The organism is Rhizobium sp. BK399, assembly GCF_014194695.1.
GTDB lineage: Bacteria > Pseudomonadota > Alphaproteobacteria > Rhizobiales > Rhizobiaceae > Rhizobium.
This window is the reverse complement of record NZ_JACIAH010000001.1, coordinates 1,223,354-1,243,204: the sequence shown is the minus strand read 5'-3', so window position 1 is coordinate 1,243,204 and position 19,851 is coordinate 1,223,354. Positions and strand designations below refer to the sequence as shown.

General features: G+C 62.3%; 17 protein-coding genes. 5 read left to right on the top strand and 12 right to left on the bottom strand.

Going from position 1 to position 19,851, the window contains the following annotated elements:
• Positions 1-174: 174 nt before the first annotated feature.
• Positions 175-984: a class II glutamine amidotransferase gene (locus tag FHT97_RS06170; protein WP_183860599.1), complete on the top strand. Its 810-nt coding sequence runs from the start codon at positions 175-177 to the stop codon at positions 982-984.
• Here FHT97_RS06170 and coaBC read toward each other — a convergent pair.
• Positions 974-2,182, bottom strand: a complete 1,209-nt coding sequence (gene coaBC, locus FHT97_RS06165) for a bifunctional phosphopantothenoylcysteine decarboxylase/phosphopantothenate--cysteine ligase CoaBC (protein WP_183860597.1) — start codon at positions 2,180-2,182, stop codon at positions 974-976. The two genes, FHT97_RS06170 and coaBC, sit on opposite strands and share 11 nt — an antisense overlap.
• A 132-nt stretch (positions 2,183-2,314) precedes the next feature.
• Between coaBC and FHT97_RS06160 the strand changes: the two genes are divergently transcribed.
• Positions 2,315-2,713, top strand: a complete 399-nt coding sequence (locus FHT97_RS06160; protein ID WP_246712557.1) for a DUF2946 family protein — start codon at positions 2,315-2,317, stop codon at positions 2,711-2,713.
• Between the two features lie 66 nt (positions 2,714-2,779).
• Positions 2,780-4,150 carry a PepSY domain-containing protein gene (locus FHT97_RS06155; RefSeq protein ID WP_183860594.1) on the top strand — a complete coding sequence of 457 codons (1,371 nt, stop codon included), beginning with the start codon at positions 2,780-2,782 and terminating at the stop codon, positions 4,148-4,150.
• A gap of 113 nt (positions 4,151-4,263) precedes the next feature.
• Here FHT97_RS06155 and FHT97_RS06150 read toward each other — a convergent pair whose 3' ends face one another.
• Both FHT97_RS06150 and FHT97_RS06145 read right to left on the bottom strand, forming a co-directional pair.
• Positions 4,264-5,013 carry an SDR family oxidoreductase gene (locus tag FHT97_RS06150; RefSeq protein WP_183860592.1) on the bottom strand — a complete coding sequence of 250 codons (750 nt, stop codon included), beginning with the start codon at positions 5,011-5,013 and terminating at the stop codon, positions 4,264-4,266.
• A 110-nt stretch (positions 5,014-5,123) separates the two neighbouring features.
• The gene (locus FHT97_RS06145; RefSeq protein ID WP_016552461.1) at positions 5,124-5,888 is read right to left on the bottom strand and encodes an SDR family oxidoreductase; all 765 of its coding nucleotides are present in this window, start codon (positions 5,886-5,888) and stop codon (positions 5,124-5,126) included.
• Between the two features lie 126 nt (positions 5,889-6,014).
• Between FHT97_RS06145 and FHT97_RS06140 the strand changes: the two genes are divergently transcribed.
• Positions 6,015-6,920: a LysR family transcriptional regulator gene (locus FHT97_RS06140; RefSeq protein ID WP_112657784.1), complete on the top strand. Its 906-nt coding sequence runs from the start codon at positions 6,015-6,017 to the stop codon at positions 6,918-6,920.
• Here FHT97_RS06140 and FHT97_RS06135 read toward each other — a convergent pair whose 3' ends face one another.
• A complete protein-coding gene (locus tag FHT97_RS06135; RefSeq protein ID WP_183860590.1) occupies positions 6,921-7,793 on the bottom strand; it encodes a LysR family transcriptional regulator in 873 nt (290 codons plus the stop codon).
• A gap of 96 nt (positions 7,794-7,889) precedes the next feature.
• Here FHT97_RS06135 and FHT97_RS06130 point away from each other — a divergent pair, with 96 nt between their 5' ends.
• Positions 7,890-9,170 carry an MFS transporter gene (locus tag FHT97_RS06130; protein WP_183860588.1) on the top strand — a complete coding sequence of 427 codons (1,281 nt, stop codon included), beginning with the start codon at positions 7,890-7,892 and terminating at the stop codon, positions 9,168-9,170.
• Positions 9,171-9,197: 27 nt separating this feature from the next.
• On the opposite strand, the gene FHT97_RS06125 is transcribed toward FHT97_RS06130, so the two are convergent.
• The 8 genes from FHT97_RS06125 to ubiE all read right to left on the bottom strand — a co-directional run bounded on the left by FHT97_RS06125 (position 9,198) and on the right by ubiE (position 19,775).
• Positions 9,198-10,073, bottom strand: a complete 876-nt coding sequence (locus FHT97_RS06125; RefSeq protein ID WP_183860586.1) for a DMT family transporter — start codon at positions 10,071-10,073, stop codon at positions 9,198-9,200.
• Positions 10,074-10,211: 138 nt separating this feature from the next.
• Entirely contained in the window at positions 10,212-11,873 is a 1,662-nt protein-coding gene (locus FHT97_RS06120) for a urocanate hydratase (protein ID WP_183860584.1), read from the bottom strand.
• A gap of 48 nt (positions 11,874-11,921) precedes the next feature.
• Positions 11,922-13,019, bottom strand: a complete 1,098-nt coding sequence (locus FHT97_RS06115; protein WP_183860582.1) for a DUF917 domain-containing protein — start codon at positions 13,017-13,019, stop codon at positions 11,922-11,924.
• Positions 13,019-14,281: a Zn-dependent hydrolase gene (locus FHT97_RS06110; RefSeq protein ID WP_183860580.1), complete on the bottom strand. Its 1,263-nt coding sequence runs from the start codon at positions 14,279-14,281 to the stop codon at positions 13,019-13,021. Before FHT97_RS06110 ends, FHT97_RS06115 begins: the two co-directional genes overlap by 1 nt.
• Positions 14,278-15,660 (bottom strand): amidohydrolase family protein, encoded by a 1,383-nt coding sequence (locus FHT97_RS06105; RefSeq protein ID WP_183860578.1) that lies wholly within the window; start codon positions 15,658-15,660, stop codon positions 14,278-14,280. The genes FHT97_RS06110 and FHT97_RS06105 overlap by 4 nt, the downstream gene beginning before the upstream one ends.
• Positions 15,661-15,691: 31 nt before the next feature.
• Positions 15,692-17,275 (bottom strand): aromatic amino acid lyase, encoded by a 1,584-nt coding sequence (locus tag FHT97_RS06100; RefSeq protein WP_183860576.1) that lies wholly within the window; start codon positions 17,273-17,275, stop codon positions 15,692-15,694.
• 92 nt (positions 17,276-17,367) lie between these two features.
• Positions 17,368-18,942 (bottom strand): 2-polyprenylphenol 6-hydroxylase, encoded by a 1,575-nt coding sequence (gene ubiB / locus FHT97_RS06095; protein WP_183860574.1) that lies wholly within the window; start codon positions 18,940-18,942, stop codon positions 17,368-17,370.
• 56 nt (positions 18,943-18,998) lie between these two features.
• Entirely contained in the window at positions 18,999-19,775 is a 777-nt protein-coding gene (gene ubiE / locus FHT97_RS06090) for a bifunctional demethylmenaquinone methyltransferase/2-methoxy-6-polyprenyl-1,4-benzoquinol methylase UbiE (protein WP_183860572.1), read from the bottom strand.
• Positions 19,776-19,851: the final 76 nt, after the last annotated feature.

Genomic DNA, 19,851 nt, shown 5'->3' with positions numbered 1-19,851 from the left:
AAAAGAAGATGCGCCATTGCGCAATGTGAACGCGTCAACCGTCAGAAATTTGTCATCTTCCGCTTGCAAGCCACGAAGCCGTTCAGGTCTTATTAACCATCGGATTCGACAATCATTGTCGCGTTTCAGCATTTCTCCCGCTTCCGACGGAGCGGGTTCCGGAGTGGAAAGAGCATGTGTCGCTGGGCAGCCTATCGCGGAGAACCCCTCTATCTGGAGGAACTGGTGTCATCGCCCGCGCACTCGCTGATCGAGCAATCGCATTGCGCCACCCGGGCCAAGACGCCCACCAATGGCGACGGCTTCGGCATTGCCTGGTATGGCGACCGACCGGAGCCGGGTCGCTATCGCGACACCTTGCCGGCCTGGTCCGACTGCAATCTCAAGAGCCTTGCGCGGCAGATCCGTTCGCCGTTGTTCCTGGCGCACGTGCGGGCGGCGACCGGCGGCGGTACCCGTCGCGACAACTGTCACCCTTTCACCTACGGCAACTGGTCGTTCATGCACAACGGCCAGATCTCCGGCTTCGAGCGGCTGCGCCGACCCATGGAAGGCATGCTGGACGACGAACTCTTCAATGCCCGCGGCGGGACGACCGATTCAGAGCTGATGTTCCTGCTTGCCCTGCAGTTCGGTCTACAACAGACGCCGGTGGCTGCGATGGCGGAGATGATCCGCTTCGTCGAAAGCCTCGCCGACAAGCTGCTGGGATCTGTGCTGCTGCGCTATACGGCGGCCTTCTCCGATGGCAAGTCGCTCTATGCGATCCGCTATGCGACCGATCGCAAGGCGCCGACGCTTTACGCCTCACCGCTCGGCAAGGGCTATTGCCTAGTGTCCGAGCCGCTCAACGATGACGTCGATGCCTGGGCAGAGATCCCGGACGGCAGCGTCGTCACGCTCGGCGACGGTGGTCTCGACATCGTACCGTTTCGTCCGGTGCAGGCTGTGGTGAGAGCCGCTCCGGTCGCCATCACGGCTTGAGCCGTTCGGCAATCATTGCCGCCAGCCTGGTGGCAACCTCTTCCTTTGCAAGGTCCGGCCACTGCTCGATGCCGCTGTGGGCGACGATCTTTACGCGGTTGCGCACACCGCCCATGATGCCCGTTGCCGGCGAAACATCGTTGGCGACGATGATATCGGCGCCCTTGCGATCAAGCTTTGCCCTGGCGTTGTTTTCGACGTCCTGGGTTTCTGCGGCGAAGCCGATCACCAGCTTCGGCCGCATCGTGTGATGGCCGACTGTTTTCAGGATGTCCGGATTTTCCGTTAGCGCGAGCGTCGGAATGGATTCGCCCGGATGCTTCTTGATCTTCTGGTCGGCGGCTGAGGCCACGCGCCAGTCGGCGACGGCCGCGACCATCACGGCGACATCGGCGGGCAGCGCTGCGAGCACGGCATCCCGCATCTGATCGGCGCGCTCCACATGGACAACCTTGACGCCAAAAGGATCGGGAATGGAAACCGGTCCGGAAACGAGGGTCACATCTGCGCCAAGCGTGGCGAGTGCCGCGGCAATTGCATGCCCCTGGCGGCCGGAGGAGCGATTGGCGATGTAGCGCACGGGGTCAATCGGCTCATGCGTTGGCCCGGAGGTGACGATGGCCCTGCGACCGGCAAGCGGTTTTGGCCCATCGCTGAGCAAAGCTTCTGCCGCAGCAACGATCTCCAGCGGTTCGGCCATGCGACCGATGCCCGCCTCACGGCTCTCCGCCATCTCGCCGGACATCGGCCCGATGAAGCGGATGCGGTCGCCGCGCAGCGTCTCGACGTTGCGCTTCGTCGCCGGATGCGCCCACATATGCGGGTTCATGGCGGGTGCGACGAGAACCGGCCGGTCGGTCGCAAGCAACACCGTAGAAGCAAGGTCGTCCGCAAGCCCGTTCGCCATCTTGGCAAGCAGGTCCGCCGTCGCCGGCGCGATCAGGACAAGGTCGCAATCGCGCGCCAGCCGGATGTGCCCGACATCCTGCTCGTCCTGCCGAGAAAAAAGATCGGTGAACACATGGTCGGCGGCAAGCGCGCCGACGGCAAGCGGCGTCACGAATTCCTGCGCGCCTGTGGTCATCAGCGGTCGCACGGAAGCACCCCGCTCCCTGAGCCGTCGGATCAGGTCCAGGCTTTTATAGGCCGCGATCCCGCCTGAAATGATGAGGAGGATGCGTTTGCCGCTGAGAACCATGGCTCTTTCCATCGATTAGCTGATTGCATCAAACCCTAAGCCTTTGGGGAATAATAAGCAATCGGCACTGGAAGCGCATCGGTCGCAGTGACAACGCGGACGTCCTGTGGCATGGAGCGAAGCATGGGGACCATGCGGAGAATCTTGCGGGATCGGGTATCGGTAAGCGCCGTCGCGCTGCTGTTCGCCTGCCTGCTTTTGATCCAGGGGCTGCTGACCGGCACCGCGCAGGGATCGATGGCGGCATCCGCCGTCGATCCCTTCGCGATCATCTGTTCTTCGAGCGGACACGGTTCCGTCGATGATGCCGGGCACGGTAATTTGCCGGCCAAGAAGATGCCGGAGTGCCCGTGCGGCACGCTCTGCCGCCTCGCATCGACTGCCATGCCGGCAATTCTCGGCGGGCAGACAGCTCCTCTTTATGTTGCGGTCGAGGCCTCTATCGACATAGCGGCCCGAGCGGATGCCGTTGTTTCATATCCTTTGCGCGGACGGATCGCCGAACCGCGTGCACCTCCCATCACAGCCTGACGTCATCGTCGTCCGCCTCTACGCCTGTTGCTGCAGAGGCCGATTTTCTCACGTTGGGAGTCCTCCATGTCCGATCTTACCATCGGTCGCGAGAGCGTTGGCGCTTCGGTGCGCTCCGCCTCCGACCTCTACCGCGCCGTCTGGCGTTGGCATTTTTACGCAGGCCTTCTCGTCCTGCCTTTCATGATTACGCTGGCAATCACCGGCGGCCTCTATCTCTTCAAGGATGAGATAGACGCGGCGATCCATTCCGATCTCAAGCGCGTCGAAGTGCAGCCGGGCGTAAACCCTGCGGCACCTTCAGCTATGGTGGCCGCCGCGCTTGCTGTCCACCCTGGAACTGCAGTCAAATTCACCGACCCGGTCACGCCCGACGCTTCTGCCGAAATCACCGTCGGTACCGAGACGGAAGGTAAACTTGCTGTTTACGTCAACCCCTACACCGCCAAGGTGCTGGGCGCATTGCCGGATCGCGGCACCGTCATGTGGACGATCCGCTATCTTCACAGCCTAAAATATTTCGGAAACTACGCACGCATGCTGATCGAAATCGCGGCCGGTTGGTCAATCCTGCTGGTTGCCACGGGCATCTACCTCTGGTGGCCGCGACGCCAGACTGGGGGCGTTCTTTCCGTTCGCGGCACGCCGAAGCGCCGGGTCTTCTGGCGGGACATGCACGCCGTGAGCGGCATATTCGTCGGCTTCTTCATCGTCTTCCTGGCCATCACGGGCATGCCGTGGTCCGGGGTCTGGGGTGGCAAGGTCAATGAGTGGGCGAATGGTAATAACTTCGGCTATCCCGCAGGGGTGCGCGTCGCCGTACCGATGTCCGACGAGCACCTCGATCACATTGCCAAGACCTCGTGGTCGCTGGAGCAGGCGCAGGTCCCGCAGTCTGCCGGGCACGCGCATCATGCACAGCCGATCAGTCTCGACGGCGCCGTCGCCACCTTCGACCGTCTTGGCCTGCATCGTGGCTACGCCGTGAATATTCCGACGACGTCGGACGGTGTGTTTACCGGATCGGTCTATCCCGATGACCTTACCAAGCAGCGGGTCGTACATCTCGACCAGTATTCCGGAACGCCACTGATCGACATGAGCTATGCCGACTACGGTCCGCTCGGAAAGTCGCTCGAGTGGGGCATCAACACCCATCTCGGTCAGCAATTCGGGCTTGTGAACCAGCTTGTGCTTATCGTCGCTTGTGCGGCGATCATCCTGCTTGCGGTTTCGGCTGCGATCATGTGGTGGAAGCGACGCCCGGCCGGATCGCTCGGCGTTCCGCCGATGCCGGCGGACAAACGCGTGTTTCGCGGCCTGATTGCGATCCTTGCCATCGGCGGGGTGCTCTTCCCGCTGGTCGGCCTGTCGCTCATCGTTATGCTCGGCTTGGATTGGCTCTACGTCAGGTCCAGAAGGTTGCGATCGATGTGACATCGCGGGGGAGGCGGACACACTCGCGCCTAGCCCGATCGACAGATAGCAGAAAGGCCGTGGAGGAGAGAATCCACGGCCTTCTCACGCATCCTCTCTCGGGGTCTCGGTCCTCAGAGGTTGCTCGTCCCGCCATCGATGACAAGTTCGCTGCCGACGATGTAGGCAGCTTCATCGGAGGCGAGGAAGATGATCGTCTTGGCAACCTCGCCGGCGTCGCCGAACCGGCCGACCGGAATTTGCGCCTGGATCTGCGATGCCATCGCCTTGGCGTCGGCTTCCGACATTCCGAACTTGCCATAGAGCGGTGTCGCGATCGGACCGGGGCTAACCGCGTTGACGCGAATGCCGCGGCCGATCAATTCGCCGGAGAGCGTCTTTGCCAGCGTCAGCAGCGCGCCCTTGGTCAGGGCGTAGACGCTGGAATTCGGCATGCCGATATGGGCGTTGATCGAGGTGTTGAGAACGATCGAGGCCTGCTTCGAAAAGAGCGGCAAGAGTGCCTGGATCAGGAAGAACGGACCCTTGACATTGATCGCGATCGACTTGTCGAAGGCTTCCTCGCTCCATTGTTCGAGCGGGCCGAACTCGGCCACGCCGGCATTGACGAAGAGGATGTCGAGATGACCGAAAACTTCCTTGATGGTGGCGGCGACGGTCTTCTGGCCGGCAGCGTTGCCGGCATCCGCCTGGATGACCAACGCCTTGTCGCCAAATTCGGCACGGGCGGCCTCGACGCTCTTTTCGCTACTGCCGGTGATGGCAACGCGAGCGCCTTCGGCGATGAATTGACGGGCGGTTTCGAGGCCGATGCCGCTGGTGCCGCCAGTGATGAGAGCTGTCTTGTTCTGCAAGCGTGCCATTGTCGTGGGTCCTTATGATCCATTGATGTTGGGAGGATGCGATTGCAATTGCTAGCCGCGATATCCGCTCTTTCCACAATCTTTCCGGTCAGAGCGGATAGCTTTCGAACTCAGGTGCGGGTGATCGAGGCGCCACCGTCGACCAGCGAGGCGGTGCCGGTGACGAAGCTCGAGTCGTCGGATGCGAAGTAGAGCACGGAGCGGGCAAGTTCCTCAGGCGCAGCGACACGCTTCAGCGCATGCAGGTTGGTGATGAAGCTCTGCTTGCCTTCGGTGTCGTTCATCTCGCGATACATGTCGGTGTCGACAGCACCCGGCAGAACCGCATTGACACGCACATTCTTCGGGCCGAATTCGGCGGCGAGCGCCTGCGTCAGGCCGATGAGGCCGGACTTGCTGGCGGCATAAGCGGCAACGCCCGGGAAGGCGAAGCTGTAGCCGACGAAAGTCGAGGTGAAGATGACCGAGCCGCCGCCGTTCTTTTCCATCTGGCCGATCTGATGCTTGGCAGCCAGGAAGGAGGCCGTCAGGTTGATCGTCAGCGCCTCCGTGAAACCGGCTTCAGAAACGCCAGTGCTAGGACCGGCTTCGCCAAGGATGCCGGCATTGTTGAAAGCAATGTCGAGCTTGCCGTAGCGATCGACTGCGGTGGCGACCAGCGCCTTGTGATAGTCTTCCGAGCGGACGTCGCCGGCAACGGCAACGGCGTCTCCACCGGCTGCCTTGATCTCTGCCACCAGGCTTTCAAGTTCTGCCTGGCGGCGGGCGCCGACCACGACCTTTGCGCCCTCGGCAGCAAAGAGCTTGGCCGTTGCGCGACCGATGCCGGCGCTTGCGCCGGTGACGATGGCGACTTTTCCATTCAAGCGGTTCATTGTTCCATCTCCAGTGTTGGGTAGTGGGTGGCGATTGCCGTCCCTTTCGATGAGCAGAAGATGGCATTTTCTTTTCGTTCGGATTAGTCTCCAAATGGTGAAACTCGAATTCGGATTTGCCGAACGATGATCAGGGTTGAGGGAATAACGGCTTTCGTGGCGATCGTGGAAGCCGGCTCGGTCAGCGAGGCCGCCCGGCGCCTGCGGTTGTCGAAGTCTGTCGTCAGCGAGCGACTGGCGGAGCTTGAAAAATCGCTTGGCGGTGTGCTCCTTCATCGCACCACGCGAAAACTCACCCTCACGGAAGACGGCACGGCCTTTCTGGAGCGCGCGACGCGGATCGTTCAGGAAATAGAGGAAGCCACCGCCGAGATGGCGGTACGCCGTGGCACACTATCCGGACCGCTGCGCATTGCCGCCCCCGTCACCTTCGGGCGCATGCATCTTGGCCCTGCGCTATACCCGTTTCTGGCCGAGCACCCGGAGATCCAGCTTGTGCTCGACATCGACGACCGCCGCGTCGATGTCTCCTCGGAAGGGTATGATGCCGTGGTCCGCCATGGCCCGATTGTCGACTCCCGGCTGGTTGTATGGAAGCTCAGCCGCAGTCGTCGGATTTTGGTCGCCTCGCCGGATTATCTCGGCCGCCATGGTATGCCGAAGACCCTTGCCGACCTTGATGACCATAAAGGCATCTTCTACACCAACCGGGGCGTTGCCGACTGGCGGTTCCAGACCCCGGATGGAGCGATCGTCGTGCGGGCAAGCCAGGCCGTCGGCATGAACAACGGAGACATGATCCGCGATGCCGCGGCCGCCGGTCTCGGAATCGCGCTGCTGCCAGCCTTCATCGCTGGACCTGCGATCAGTAAGGGACAGCTGCAGGAAATCGATGTCGGCTACAGGCCGGAAGCCGAGTTCATCTATATGGCGCATCCGGAGGGCCGCAATCCGTCCGCGAAGTTGCGCGCCGTCGCGGACCATCTGCGCAGGACCTTCGGAGATCCGCCCTATTGGGATCCCGCCGGCTGATCAGATGAGGCTCATCATGTTTGCGGCGACGCGCGACCGCTGTGCCTTCAACATAGCAAGTCCGAGACGCGCCACCAGCGGTGGCCCCTCGATCGGTCGGTAGGCGACGCCATCGAGAGCCAGATGGGCAATCGAAGCCGGAACGATCGACACGCCGAGATCGGCGGCCACAAGATTGACGACCGACGGAATCTGTGGCGCCTCCTGTGTCACGACGAGCTCGAAACCGGCATCGCGGCATCCGCGCACGATATCGTCATAGAGACTGAGACCAACCGTGCGTGGAAACAGAATGAAAGGTTCGCCAGCAAGCGCCGAGAGTGGCACCTTCCCGTATTTTGCAAGCGGGTGGTGCGCCGGCAAAGCAATCAGCATCGGCTCGTCCGCCAGTCGCTTCAGCGTGACGTCTTTCGGATCTTCCAGACCGGGTCTGATGAAGGCGACGTCGATTTCCTGCCGCAGCAATTTCTCCATCAACCAATTGCTGTTCATCTCGGTCAAGGAAAGGCTGACATCGGGCCACTGGCTGCGAAAGCGGCGGATCGTGCCGCTGACCGCCGTGTTGAAGGCGGAGGATGCGGTAAAGCCGAGTGCCAGCCGCCCGGTCTCGCCACGTGTCGCGCGCTGTGCGGCGAGTTTCGCTTTTTCGGCCGCAGCAATGGCAGCCCGGCCTTCCGGCAGGAATGCGCTGCCCGCCTCCGTCAGTTCCGCGCCATGCGGGACGCGATGAAACAGCGCGGCGCCGACCTCATGTTCAAGGTCGCGGATCTGCTGGCTGAGCGGCGGCTGGCCGATGCCGAGCTTCGCGGCGGCGCGGGTGAAATTCCCCTCTTCGGCCACTGCCAGGAAATAGCGGATATGGCGCAACTCCATTGGTATCTCCAAAAGCTATCAACAATGGCACTTTCATATATTGGACAAATAGCGCGCTGCTGGCTAGGTCAAAAGGCGTGAAAGGTTGGTGCCCCGATGCAACGCGCCGCAGATAAGCCCTTAGACGCCTCCGAAATCCACTCGCGTCCAAATCTCCACGTCGTGCGAACGACGGCGGGGCCGCAGGACAGGCAGTTCCTGCTGCGCGGCACCTCGTCCTATCGGCGCGCCAGCCTCGCGCTCTTCCTTTCCGGCTTTGCTACCTTTTCGCTGCTCTATTGCGTGCAGCCGCTGATGCCGATCTTTGCCGCGGACTTCGGAGTAAGCCCGGCGGCGAGCTCGCTATCATTGTCTTTGTCGACCGGCTTTCTCGCCTTCGCCATCTTCTGTGCCGCGGCCGTCTCCGAAAGCTTTGGCCGCCGCAGCCTGATGTTCGCTTCGCTGCTCGGGGCCGCGCTTTGCACGATCGCCTGCGCCCTCGTCCCAAGCTGGCACGCGCTGCTTGTTATCCGCGCGCTTGAAGGGCTGTTGCTCGGAGGCGTACCGGCTGTCGCGATGGCCTATCTCTCCGAGGAAATCGATCCGCGGGGACTTGGCGCTTCGATGGGCCTCTATATCGCTGGGAATGCCTTCGGCGGTATGGCAGGCCGTGTCGTCACGGGCACGCTGGCTGAATTTTTCTCCTGGCGCGTCGCATTGGGCGCGCTCGGCGTGCTCGGCCTTGCCGCAGCAATCGGCTTCTTCCTGCTGCTCCCCGCATCGCGCAATTTTACACCGCGCAAGGGTTTCGACGCCCGATTTCACGTGAGGGCCTGGGCCGGACATCTTAGCAATCCTGCCCTGCCGCTGCTCTTCGCCATCGGCTTTCTCGCCATGGGCACCTTCGTCACGGTTTACAACTACATCGGCTTCCGCCTAGTTCAGCCGCCATACAACCTCAATCAAACCGAGCTTGGCCTGATCTTCACGGTTTACCTCTTTGGCATTGCTGCCTCGTGGGTTGCCGGCATGCTCGGTGATCGCATCGGTCACTTCATCGTCCTGCCGGCCGGCATTGCGGTCGCGGCATTGGGTGTGACCGCGACGCTCTCGTCCTCCTTGCCGCTGATTGTCCTTGGCATCGTGCTGCTGACATCGGGCTTCTTCGTCGCCCATTCGGTGGCAAGCGCGCTCGTCGGTCGCCTTGCCCGCGGCACCAAGGGGCACGCTTCCGCGCTCTATCTGCTGTCATATTACATCGGTTCCAGCGTTGCCGGTTCGGTCGGTGGCTATTTCTGGGGTGCCGATGGCTGGGATGCCGTCGTTTCCTTCACGCTGGCGCTGCTGGTGCTCGGTATGGTCGCGGCGCTCGCCGCCGCGAGGCTGGCCAAACGATAGGCGTCATAACCAAAGATAGTAAGCGGACTAAACAGTCTTTGCTGTGCGCCGCGGTTGAGCCCCTCTCATGCCGCTCCACAGATACCAGAAGACGGAGATCAGGATGATCACACCGCCGATGATTGTGGAAAGGGTGGGCGTCTCCGAGAAGGCGAGCCAGACCCAGAGCGGACCGAGTACGACGTCAAGCAAGCCGATCAGTCCAGCCTCGCTCGACGGAATATAGCGGCCGCCGGTCATGAACAGCAGATAGGCGATCCCCGATGTCGTCGACCCAAACACCACGAGCACGAGGATTTCCTGCCAGCTCGGTAGCGTGTGGGACATCAGCGGCAGACAAAGCAGCACACAGAGGCCCGACCCCAGCGCGTTGACTGGCGCCAGCCGCAGCGCCGGATAGCGTCGCGCTGCCACGAGCAGAATGCTGAAGGTTAGCGTCATCAGGAACGCCAGGGCATTGCCCGCGATGTCCTGGGGCCTCGCCCCGAAACCTGCAACAATCAGGACGCCAACGAAGGCGATCATACTGGCGATAAGCACGCGCCGGCTGATCTTCTCCTTCAGCCAGAGATAGGCGATGGCTGCGGCGACGAAGGGAACGGTCGCATAGATCGCCAGCACGTTGGCGACGGTCGTCAGCTTGAGCGCGCCAATATAGCCGTACATCGAAATCGCGGCCATCAGACCAAACAGCGGATAGAAATAGAGCGGTACCTTGCCAGGCGCGGCACTAATCCGCTTCTTTGCCAAAATGATGATCGTCAGCGCCAGTCCACCAAACAGTGAGCGCCAGCCGAGCACCGTCCAGACATCGAGGTCGAGCGCCCGGACGAAGAGCCCCGCGGTGCTCCACATGATCGTAGCAATGCTGACGAGGAGCATACCGTAGGTGCGGGGCTGCATGGTGAGGTCCGTTCGTTGGAATGGCAGCTGTCGAGTCGACATCCGATCTCTATCAGAGACGCCAGACCAGCGATCGATCGGTTGCGCCACGCCATAGCGTAATCCGACACAAAATGCCTCCAGACAGCCGCCGCGGCGCTATCCGAGCCTGATGTAGGGTACGTCCTTCTTGGCCACTTCGTCGAGAGCCTCGTCATAGCCGGCATCGGCATAGCGCATGACGCCAAGTGCCGTGTCGTTGGTGAGCGCATGGTCGAGCCGCTCGTCGGCGGCATCGGTACCATCGGCCACGACGGTCACGCCGCAGCTCGTCATGTAGCCGGCATAGCCGCCGCCGCCGGAATGAACGACGACGAGATCAGCCATCGACGAGCAGAGCATCATCGCATCGATCAGCGGCCAATCGGCGATCGCGTCGGAGCCGTCCTTCATCCGCTCGGTCATGATGTTCGGATGCGCCATCGCGCCGGCGTCGAGATGATCCCGCGAGAAGGCGACGGGCCCTTTCAGCTCACCGCTTGCGACGAGTTCGTTGACCCGGCGGGCGAGCATCGTGCGCTCGCCGTGGCCGAGCCAGGCAATGCGGGCCGGCAATCCCTCGAAAGGCACATGCTCGCGCGCCAGCCGGATCCAGTTGGTGATGATCTTGTTGTCTGGGAACAGTTCCAGCAGCAGATCATCGATCCGGGCGATGTCGCTTTCTTCGCCCGACAATGCCATCCAGCGGAAGGGGCCGATTGCCCGGGCAAAGAGCGGCCGCAGATAGGCTTCGGTGAAGATCGGAATATCGAAGGCGTTGGCGACGCCGCCTTCCTTCGCCTGTGTGCGAATGAGGTTGCCGTTGTCGAAGACCTCAGCACCTTTTTTCTGGAAGTCCAGCATCGCCGTCACATGCTGCACGATCGAGGCGCGGCTTGCCGCCATCAGCTGTCCCTGGCCGTCGTCGCGCAGCTCGCGCACCTGCGCGAGGCTCATCCCCTTCGGCACGTAACCGTAGACAAGATCGTGCGCGGAGGTCTGGTCGGTGACGATATCGGGCACGATGCCGCGCCGTGCGATTTCGGGATAGATTTCCGCGGCGTTGCCCACGAGACCGACGGATAGCGCCCGCTTTTCCTTCACGGCGGCGTCGATCATCGCAAGCGCCGTACCGACATCCGGCGCAATTTCCTGCAGGTAGCCGATCTCCTGCCGCTTCTTCGCGCGCTCCGGATCGATGTCGACGCAGAGGATGGCTGCACCCGCCATGCGGCCAGCCAGCGGCTGCGCGCCGCCCATGCCACCGAGCCCCGCCGTCAGCACGAAGCGTCCGAAGAGATCGCCGCCGAACCGGCGTTCGGCAATGCGCATGAATATTTCATAGGTCCCCTGGATGACGCCCTGGCTGCCAATATACTGCCAGGCGCCGGCCGTCAGCCCGCCCCAGCAGATCAGTCCCTTGCGCTGCAGCTCGTAGAAGACCTCGGCCTTCGCCCATTGCCCGACGATGTTGCAGTTCGCCATGATGACAAGCGGCGCCTTAGCGTGCGTCTTCACAAGGCCGATCGGCTTGCCGGACTGGATGAGCAGCGTCTGGTCTTCGTCCATTTCGGTCAGCGCCTTGACGATGCCCTTGTGCGCCGCCCAGTTGCGCGCGGCTTTGCCGAGCGCGGCGTAGACCACGAGATTGTCCGGATCCTCGCCGACGGAGAGAACGTTTTCCAGAAGCCGCAGCAGGGCCTCCTGCCGCCAACCCTTGGCGCGCAGGTCCGGCCCGCCCGGAATCGGAAATTTCGGATGACGTGGATTGGGCTTCGGCATCTTGGTTGTTCCTCTATCTTCGCTTGCCGCGTCGGAATCCGGCGCGGCTCAGGCTCTTGCCGCGAGCGCGTAGCGGGCAAGCTCGATGCCCATCGCCTTCTCCACCGGGGGGTAGACGGCCGGGTCGAGAACGCTGGCCGACAGCGGAATGATGTTCATCGGCACATGCAGGATGAAGACATGCATGCCGCCCTTCAACTGGCCGACGCTCAGCGGTTCGCCCTCGGGCGAGAGGGTTGTGATGACCGAGGGGAAGGTGGCGATCCGTTTGCCCTCGATGTCGTCGACGGCCATGTATTCATTCATTACATGCATGGTCACCGCCTTGTCGCCGGAGCCGACGACGATTGAGCCGATGTCGAAGGCCTCCTTGGTATAGACGACGTCCTTCTTGGTGATGATACCTTCGGCCAGGATATGGCCGCCGGTTGTTTTGCAGATGGCGTCGATCACGGCTGAACCGCCTTTCTTCTCAGCCGCAATGATCGCCTCGCCCAGTGCCAATGCCATCGATATGCCGCCAAGTGCTGCGTGGGTGCGCACATAAGAGGCACGCAGCGGGTTGCGGCAGCTGGCGATGAAGCCGCCCGACTGGTCGGAAGCTGCCCGCAGAATCGGCGAGATCTTCGCTGTCGCGCCCTTCACGACAAGCTCGATGTATCGGTTCTCGGCGCGGTTCCCGCCGACCGCCGTCTGGATCATCTGTTCAGGCGAACCCGCCATGCCGATCGAGCCCATGTCTCCGGTCGGATGCGCGCGGATATCGCCGACGGCGTCGACGACCTTGGTTCCGAGAATGGCAGAGGGCAGCCAGCCGTTCAGCGTTGACGACTTGCCGTTCTGGCCGATGATCAGGCCGGACAGTTTCTCGCCGAGTTCGTCCTGCAGCAGCTGGACCGCCTTCACATAGTCGATGCCCTGCATTTCCCAGGCTGTCGTGGAGGCGGGTGCGCCGATCGCGGCGGCCGTCGCGATCCAGTCGTCATCTTTCAACTCGTCGATCGACACAAGTTCCGGCTTGCCGACGTTGACCGCTGCATAGCCGAGCATGCGGCCGTGATCCGCCCAGCCGCCGCCACCGGCAGCATAGACCGACCCGCCCTTGACAGCTGCTTCGACGTCCTTTTCAACCAGTATGCGTCCCATCAGGCATTCTCCTGCTTCAAGCTCTTGTCCATGTCCAAGACGGCTTCGAAAAGCACGGCCGCCCCAAGCGCAATGTCGTCGTTGTCAGCCCATTCGTCAGCGGAGTGGCTGCGCCCCTCCCTGCAGGGCACGAAGATCATCGCGGCGGGCGCGACCTTGGCAATCCAGGCCATGTCGTGGCCGGCGCCCGATGCCATTCGGCGGTGGCTGGCGCCTACGGTTCCGCACGCCTTTTCAAGTGTCTTCAACAGTCCGGCATCGCTTGGCGTCGGACGGTTATCCGAAACCCGCATGGGACTCTTGATCGATACTCCGTAAGCGATGGCTAACTTTATGACATGTTCATCCAGCCACTCGCAGAAGGCTTCCATGTCGTTGCGGACCTCGGCGCGTCCATCGATCAGCAGGACGACCTTCGAGGGAACGACGTTGGCCGCGTTCGGCTCGATCCGGAACTCGCCGACCGTCGCCGCGAAATGCCCCGGTGTCTTCGCACGGGCGGCTGCGGCATTGCGGATATCGAGAACCAGTTGTGCGGCGGCGACCAGCGCATCCGAGCGGCTATCCATGGGCGTCGTGCCGGCATGGTCGGCGCGCCCCTCGACGACAATCTCAATCCGGGTGATCCCGGCGATCGCAGTGACGATGCCGATATCCTTCTTCTCGTTCTCGAGGACTGGGCCCTGCTCGATATGCAGTTCGAGAAAACCGGCAATGTCAGGCCGGTTCTGCTGCGAGAGCACGCCCGGGCGGCCGCCAACCTCGGCAATCGCCTCGGCGAGATCACGTCCTTCAGTCACGCGCGAAAGCCAGGCTTCCGGCAGTTGCCCGGTCATGCCTCGGCTTCCGATACAGGAAACGCCGAAGATGCTGACCTCCTCCGCAAGGAAATCGACGATCTCCAGGTCGTGATCGAGCTCGAGGCCCTTGTCGCTGAGCGCACGAGCGACCTCAAGTGCGGCCACCACGCCGGCAATACCGTCAAAACGGCCACCATCAGGTACGGTATCCGAGTGCGAACCGAGCATCATCGTGCCGCGCCCGTCAATGGCGCCCCGCCGCTTGCCGATCAGATTGCCGGCGGCATCGATCCTTGTCTCAAGGCCAGCCGCCCGCATGCGCGCTTCGATATAGGTGCGGCCCTCGAGAAAGAGTGGCGAGAAGGCGCGACGGGTCCAGGGATGGCCGGGCTCGGTGATCCCGGCCAAGGCGTCGATATCTTCCGCGATACGACCCGTATTGACCGGCAGGTTTCTGGTCATTCTGCGGCTCCGGCGATTACTTGCCTCGGCAGCGGACGCACAAATCGGCCGGTCCGAGGTTCAGCCAATACGGTCGCGCCGTCGCTGATCTTCTCCCCGCGCAGATAGGTCGCAGCGACTGTCCAGGGAAGGCGGATGCCGTTGTACGGGCTCCAGCCGACCACGTTGTTGCCGCTGGCTGCGGCGTCATAGACCGTTTCGCGTGGCTCAAGCACGACGATATCGGCGTCCTTGCCTGGCGTCAGCGCGCCCTTCACGTGGTCGAGACGAAAATGCCTCGCCGGGTTTTCCGCCATCAGCTTCGCCGCCCAGGTCAGCGGGATGCCGCGCTCGAAGGCACCCTTGATGAAGAGCGGTATCATCACTTCGAGCCCGGGCACGCCGGACGCGTTTGCGAGCATGTCAGGGTTGGTCTTGCGATTTTCGGACCAGCTGACGTGGTCCGTCGAGACCAGCCAGACATTGCCTTCCGCAACCTTGCGCCACAGCGCCTCGACCTCGGCGCGTGGTCTGATCGGCGGATTGATCTTTGCCTTGCCGCCGAGCCGCTTGACGTCGTTTTCCTCGTCCAGGGTCAGGTAATGAATGCAGCATTCAACCGTCGCCTCGAAACCATCGCGGCGGTAGGCGCGTGCGATGTCGTAGCCGCGTCCAAGCGAGCAATGCACCACATGTGACGGGCATCCCGTATTGGCCCCGGTTTCGAAGATCGTGTGCATGGCGAGCAGCTCGGTGATCGGCGGCCGGGACAGTCCATGCGCGCGCCAATCCGTGATGCCGCTTGCCTTCACGCGATCCATGTAGGTGCGAACGGCCTCGTCGTCCTCGTTGTGAACGCCGGCGGTCAGCCCGGTCGGTGCAATTGCGGCAAAGCATTCGTCCAGCAGGGCAAGGGGGATGCGCGGAAAGCGTTTCGGATCCGTACCGAACGTCGAAAACTTGAACGCGGCAACGCCGGCATCGACCATTTCGGCAACCCGCTTGGCGCCTTCCTCAGGATCCACGGTGCCGTAGAGCGCAAAATCGACCCGCGCCTGCGGGCCGGCATGGGCAATCTTCTTCTTCACGGCTTCTGCCGAGCAGACGAGGTTGCCTTCATCATAGGGCATATCGACGATCGTCGTCACACCGCCGGCAGCAGCCGAGCGAGTCGACCAGATGAAATCCTCCTGGTCCTTCTGCGACAGCGAGTGAACCTGGGCGTCGATGGCGCCCGGCAGGATCAGGGCCTTGCCGAGGAGATGGCGCTCGCGTGCAGCAGGCGGCACGCCGAGGCCGACTTCCGTAATCTTGCCGTCGCGGACGGCAACGTAGCCGGCTTCCAGGATGCGCTCCGGCAAAACGACCGTGCCTTGCAGAACGAGATCGAAATCAGCCATGCCGCTTTCTCCGTGGCAGATATTGAAGGGATCAGATGGCGACGGGTTCCTGGGTCAGGCGCTGCTCGATGCGCGCCAGCGAGCCGAGTGCAAAGAAATCGTCGAAGGATGCGATCGGCACCTCTTCGATCAGCTTCGACATGAAGGCGTCGGAGCCGAATTCTTCCTCGATCGCTTCCACCTCGGCAGAGAGTGGCCGGTCGACCGTATAAAAGTCCGCATGCTTGCGAACGATGTCATAGAGCATCCCGCCGACGCCTTTCGGCTTGTCGCCGAGAATGTCCACCGCCTGCGCTGAAAGCAGCGCTTCGAGAGCGGCGAGGCGCATCAGCGCGCGCGTCTGGCGTTCGAAGCGCTCGATCACCAGCGGCAGGAAGGCAGCCTCATCCTCGAGGCCGGCTGCAACCACCAATGACTGCGCCGAAACCGGGTTGGACATCGACAGCACGCGAGAAAAGATTTCGCCGGCCAGCTTGATGATCGGACCGAAGCCAGTGGCGATACGGCCGGGCGGCACGAGATTGACCGGCAGGTCACGGCGCTGGCCGTTGCCGAGCAGGACACAGCGGTTGAAGGCATTGCGGGCGGCGTGCGCCATGCAGAGAGCAGCTGATTCCAGCAGGATTGTCACGTCGAGCGGCAGCGATCCGCCCGAGGTCATTACCCGCCCCTCGACGACGACTGGATTGTCGTCGGAGCGTCCGGTGGCGGCGAGGATCTTGTGACCCGTCGTCAGCAGGTTCTCGATGACGGCGCCGAAGACCTGCGCGATCATGCGCAGGCTCAATGGGTCCTGGACGTGAGTCTTGATCGGCCAGTGCCAGGCGTCCGACGCATTGCAGAGCCAGGAGCCGATCAATGCCTCCCGGGAGGTGCCGACATGGCGAACGGAAAGCCACGGGTCGCGGGAAGCGCCAAGCGCGCCTGAAGCCATCATGCCGGAGGCGAGCAGCACGCGAATGGAAGACGCAGCATTGCGAGTCGCGTCCGCTGCCGCGGCAAAACTCACGGCATTGACGCTGAGCGAGGCCAGGCTGTCGCGCGGTGCCATGGTGAAGGGTTTCATGCCGGCAGCGGCGAAAGCGTCGGCTGCCTGCATGCGCTTGCCGCGATGGACGGCTTCACCGACTCCCGTCAGTACAGCGCCGATCTGCCCCATCAGGCCGATGTCGGCGCAGCCAATGGAGCCAGTACGGCGGACGACCGGAATGATATCCGCCTCCAGCATCTGCATGTACGCATTGACGAGTTCGGGTGTGCAGCCGACTTGGCCTGTCAGCGCAGTATTGATGCGGATGGCCATAGCGTTGCGCACGACCGAGCACGAAAATGGCGTCCCGGTGCCGAAGTGATGCGCCCGCACCAGCCCGAGATTGAAGGCATCGAGGTCCTCGGGGGACCACTCGACATCCTTCATGGCGCCGACGCCGGTGGTCGCTCCATAGACGGGCATTCCAGACTTGATCGCATCCTCGACGATCCCGCGCGCGATCTCGACGCGAGCCATCCCGGTCGCAGAAGCCGAGATCGCCACCTTTCCCGATCCGACCCTCACCATTTCGGCAAAGCTGAGCGGCTGTCCGGAAAGTTCGATGCGGGGGCGTTCATGCTTCATCTGCCATATCTCCTTGAAAAGTGAGACTATGCGACGGCGCTACTCGATGGGATATCCCAAATATCGAACACAACATGCATTGCTGCGATGGATCAGGTGACCACCCAAGCAATATAAAGAAGGGCGAGCGCGATAATCCAGAGGGCGAACCGGCCGGAACGATTGTGTCGCGCCTCGGATTTGCCGATCGCCTCAGCCGTTTCCGCGTCGAACCGCAATCCGTTCTCGCTCATCTGCAGCAGTTGATGGTGGAATTTCTCGGTCTTGGCGGCAATCTCGGGCGCTGCTTCGGCTAGCTTCACAGCCGCCTTCAGCCCGTCCTTGAGATCGGTGACGATGCGCTTCGGGCCAAGATTGTTGCGGATCCAATCGCCGACAACGGGTTCGGATGCCTTCCACATGTTGAAGCGTGGATTGAGCATGCGCGACACGCCTTCGACCACGACCATGGTCTTCTGCAGCATGACCAGTTCGGGCCGCGTCGCCATGTCGAAGAGTTCGGTCACCTCGAACAGCAGGGTCAGCAGCTTGCCCATCGAGATCGTCTCGGCAGGCTGGCCGTGGATCGGCTCGCCGATCGCGCGGATCGCCTGCGCGAAGCTTTCGACATTGTGGTGGCCCGGCACGTAGCCCGCCTCGAAGTGGACTTCGGCGACCCTGATATAGTCGCGGGTGATGAAGCCGAAGAGAATTTCGGCCAGGAAGCGGCGTTCCTTTTTCCCCAGTCGTCCGACGATCCCCATGTCGACCGCGACGATGTCGCCGTGCTCGTCGACAAACAGGTTACCGGGATGCATGTCGGCATGGAAGAAGCCGTCGCGCAGCGTGTGGCGAAGGAACGACTGAATCAGCGTGTCTGCAAGCAGATTGAGATCGTGACCGGCGGCGCGCAGGCCCTCGACATCCGACATTTTCACGCCGTCGATCCACTCCATCGTGATCACGTCGCGGCCGGTGCGCTCCCAATCGACCTTCGGGACACGAAAGCCCGGGTCTTTCTCGGTATTTTCGGCGATCTCGGAAAGGGCCGCCGCCTCGAGCCGCAGATCCATCTCAACCTTGGTCGTCTGCTCCAGAGTCTTCGTGACTTCCACCGGCCTCAGGCGCCGGCTCGAGGGCATGAAGCGCTCCTGCATGTGAGCGACGAGATACATCGCTTCGATGTCATGGGTGAAACGCTGGCGCACGCCGGGGCGGACGACCTTCACCGCAACCTTCTTGCGTCCCGCAGGCGTATTGACTTCGGCGGGGTGCACCTGCGCGATCGAAGCGGCGGCAATCGGCTCGCCGAAGCTTGCATAAAGTTCTTCTGTCGGGCGGCCGAGCGATCCGGCGATGCTCGCCTTGGCGGCGGCGAGCGGAAAGAATGCCATGCGGTCCTGAAGCTGCGACAGATCGTCGGCGAACTCGACACCAACGACATCGGGGCGCGTTGCCAGGAACTGGCCGATCTTCACATAGGAGGGGCCCAGCCGCTCAACGGCTTGCGCCAGCCGGTCGCTGCGCTTCTTCGATTTTGAACGATTGCGCGCGAACAGGCCCACAAACGACTTGGCAAGGCCGACCGATGGCGGCAGGTCTTCCGATGGCAAAGCCGAAATCACGCCTTCGCGCACCAGAATCCAGCCGACGCGCCAGAGCCGGAAATATGCCCCCAGAGTGCTCATGCCGGATTGCCTGCCTGCGAAAGCGAGCGGGTGAACGATTGTTCTCGAACCATCCCTTAGAGCTTCCAGCCGGAGTGGAGGGCCGCAATCCCGCCGGTGTAGTTCGTAAAGCTCACGCGCGAGAAGCCGGCGTTGCGGATCATCTCGGCGAAATTCTCCTGGTTGGGAAACTTGCGGATGGATTCGACAAGATATTGATAGGGCTCGGCCTCGCCGGTGATCGCCTTGCCGAACTTCGGAATGGCGTTGAATGACCAGCTGTCATAGACGCGGTCGAGGAGCGGCATGTCCACTTCAGAGAACTCGAGCACCAGCAGGCGGCCGCCACGTTTCAGGACACGATAGGCTTCGCTGAGCGCCACGTCGATGCGCGGGACATTGCGGATGCCGAAGGCTATCGTGTAGGCGTCGAAGCTGTTCGGCTCGAACGGCAGATCCTCGGCATTGGCCTCGACGAAAGTCAGGTTGTCAGAAAGCTTCTTCTTGGCGGCGCGCTCGGCGCCGACGGCGAGCATCGAGCCGTTGATGTCGAGCACGGTCGAATGCGCCATCCGGTTCGAGGCTTCGATGATGCGAAAGGCGATATCGCCGGTGCCGCCGGCCACGTCGAGCGTCCTGTAGCCGGGTTCCTTGCGCGGATTGAGTGCCGCAATCATTGCGTCCTTCCAGACGCGATGCATGCCGACCGACATGACGTCGTTCATGATGTCATAGCGCTTGGCGACCTTGTGGAAGACCTCGTTGACGAGACCCTGCTTTTCACCGTCCGCCACTTCACGGAAGCCGTAGGATGTTTCCATGCCGCCTTCGGCGGAGGTACGGCTTTCTGACATCGAAATACTCCATCTATCTGAAATCGGCGCGGCGACCATAGCGAACGGACGCGCGCGGCGCTATCTGTGGGCCACG

Coding starts and splice junctions, on each gene's coding strand:
- FHT97_RS06170 (WP_183860599.1), top strand. CDS start 175: ATGTGTCGCTGGGCAGCCTATCGCGGAGAACCCCTCTATCTGGAGGAA.
- coaBC (WP_183860597.1), bottom strand. CDS start 2,182: ATGGTTCTCAGCGGCAAACGCATCCTCCTCATCATTTCAGGCGGGATC.
- FHT97_RS06160 (WP_246712557.1), top strand. CDS start 2,315: ATGCGGAGAATCTTGCGGGATCGGGTATCGGTAAGCGCCGTCGCGCTG.
- FHT97_RS06155 (WP_183860594.1), top strand. CDS start 2,780: ATGTCCGATCTTACCATCGGTCGCGAGAGCGTTGGCGCTTCGGTGCGC.
- FHT97_RS06150 (WP_183860592.1), bottom strand. CDS start 5,013: ATGGCACGCTTGCAGAACAAGACAGCTCTCATCACTGGCGGCACCAGC.
- FHT97_RS06145 (WP_016552461.1), bottom strand. CDS start 5,888: ATGAACCGCTTGAATGGAAAAGTCGCCATCGTCACCGGCGCAAGCGCC.
- FHT97_RS06140 (WP_112657784.1), top strand. CDS start 6,015: ATGATCAGGGTTGAGGGAATAACGGCTTTCGTGGCGATCGTGGAAGCC.
- FHT97_RS06135 (WP_183860590.1), bottom strand. CDS start 7,793: ATGGAGTTGCGCCATATCCGCTATTTCCTGGCAGTGGCCGAAGAGGGG.
- FHT97_RS06130 (WP_183860588.1), top strand. CDS start 7,890: ATGCAACGCGCCGCAGATAAGCCCTTAGACGCCTCCGAAATCCACTCG.
- FHT97_RS06125 (WP_183860586.1), bottom strand. CDS start 10,073: ATGCAGCCCCGCACCTACGGTATGCTCCTCGTCAGCATTGCTACGATC.
- FHT97_RS06120 (WP_183860584.1), bottom strand. CDS start 11,873: ATGCCGAAGCCCAATCCACGTCATCCGAAATTTCCGATTCCGGGCGGG.
- FHT97_RS06115 (WP_183860582.1), bottom strand. CDS start 13,019: ATGGGACGCATACTGGTTGAAAAGGACGTCGAAGCAGCTGTCAAGGGC.
- FHT97_RS06110 (WP_183860580.1), bottom strand. CDS start 14,281: ATGACCAGAAACCTGCCGGTCAATACGGGTCGTATCGCGGAAGATATC.
- FHT97_RS06105 (WP_183860578.1), bottom strand. CDS start 15,660: ATGGCTGATTTCGATCTCGTTCTGCAAGGCACGGTCGTTTTGCCGGAG.
- FHT97_RS06100 (WP_183860576.1), bottom strand. CDS start 17,275: ATGAAGCATGAACGCCCCCGCATCGAACTTTCCGGACAGCCGCTCAGC.
- ubiB (WP_183860574.1), bottom strand. CDS start 18,942: ATGAGCACTCTGGGGGCATATTTCCGGCTCTGGCGCGTCGGCTGGATT.
- ubiE (WP_183860572.1), bottom strand. CDS start 19,775: ATGTCAGAAAGCCGTACCTCCGCCGAAGGCGGCATGGAAACATCCTAC.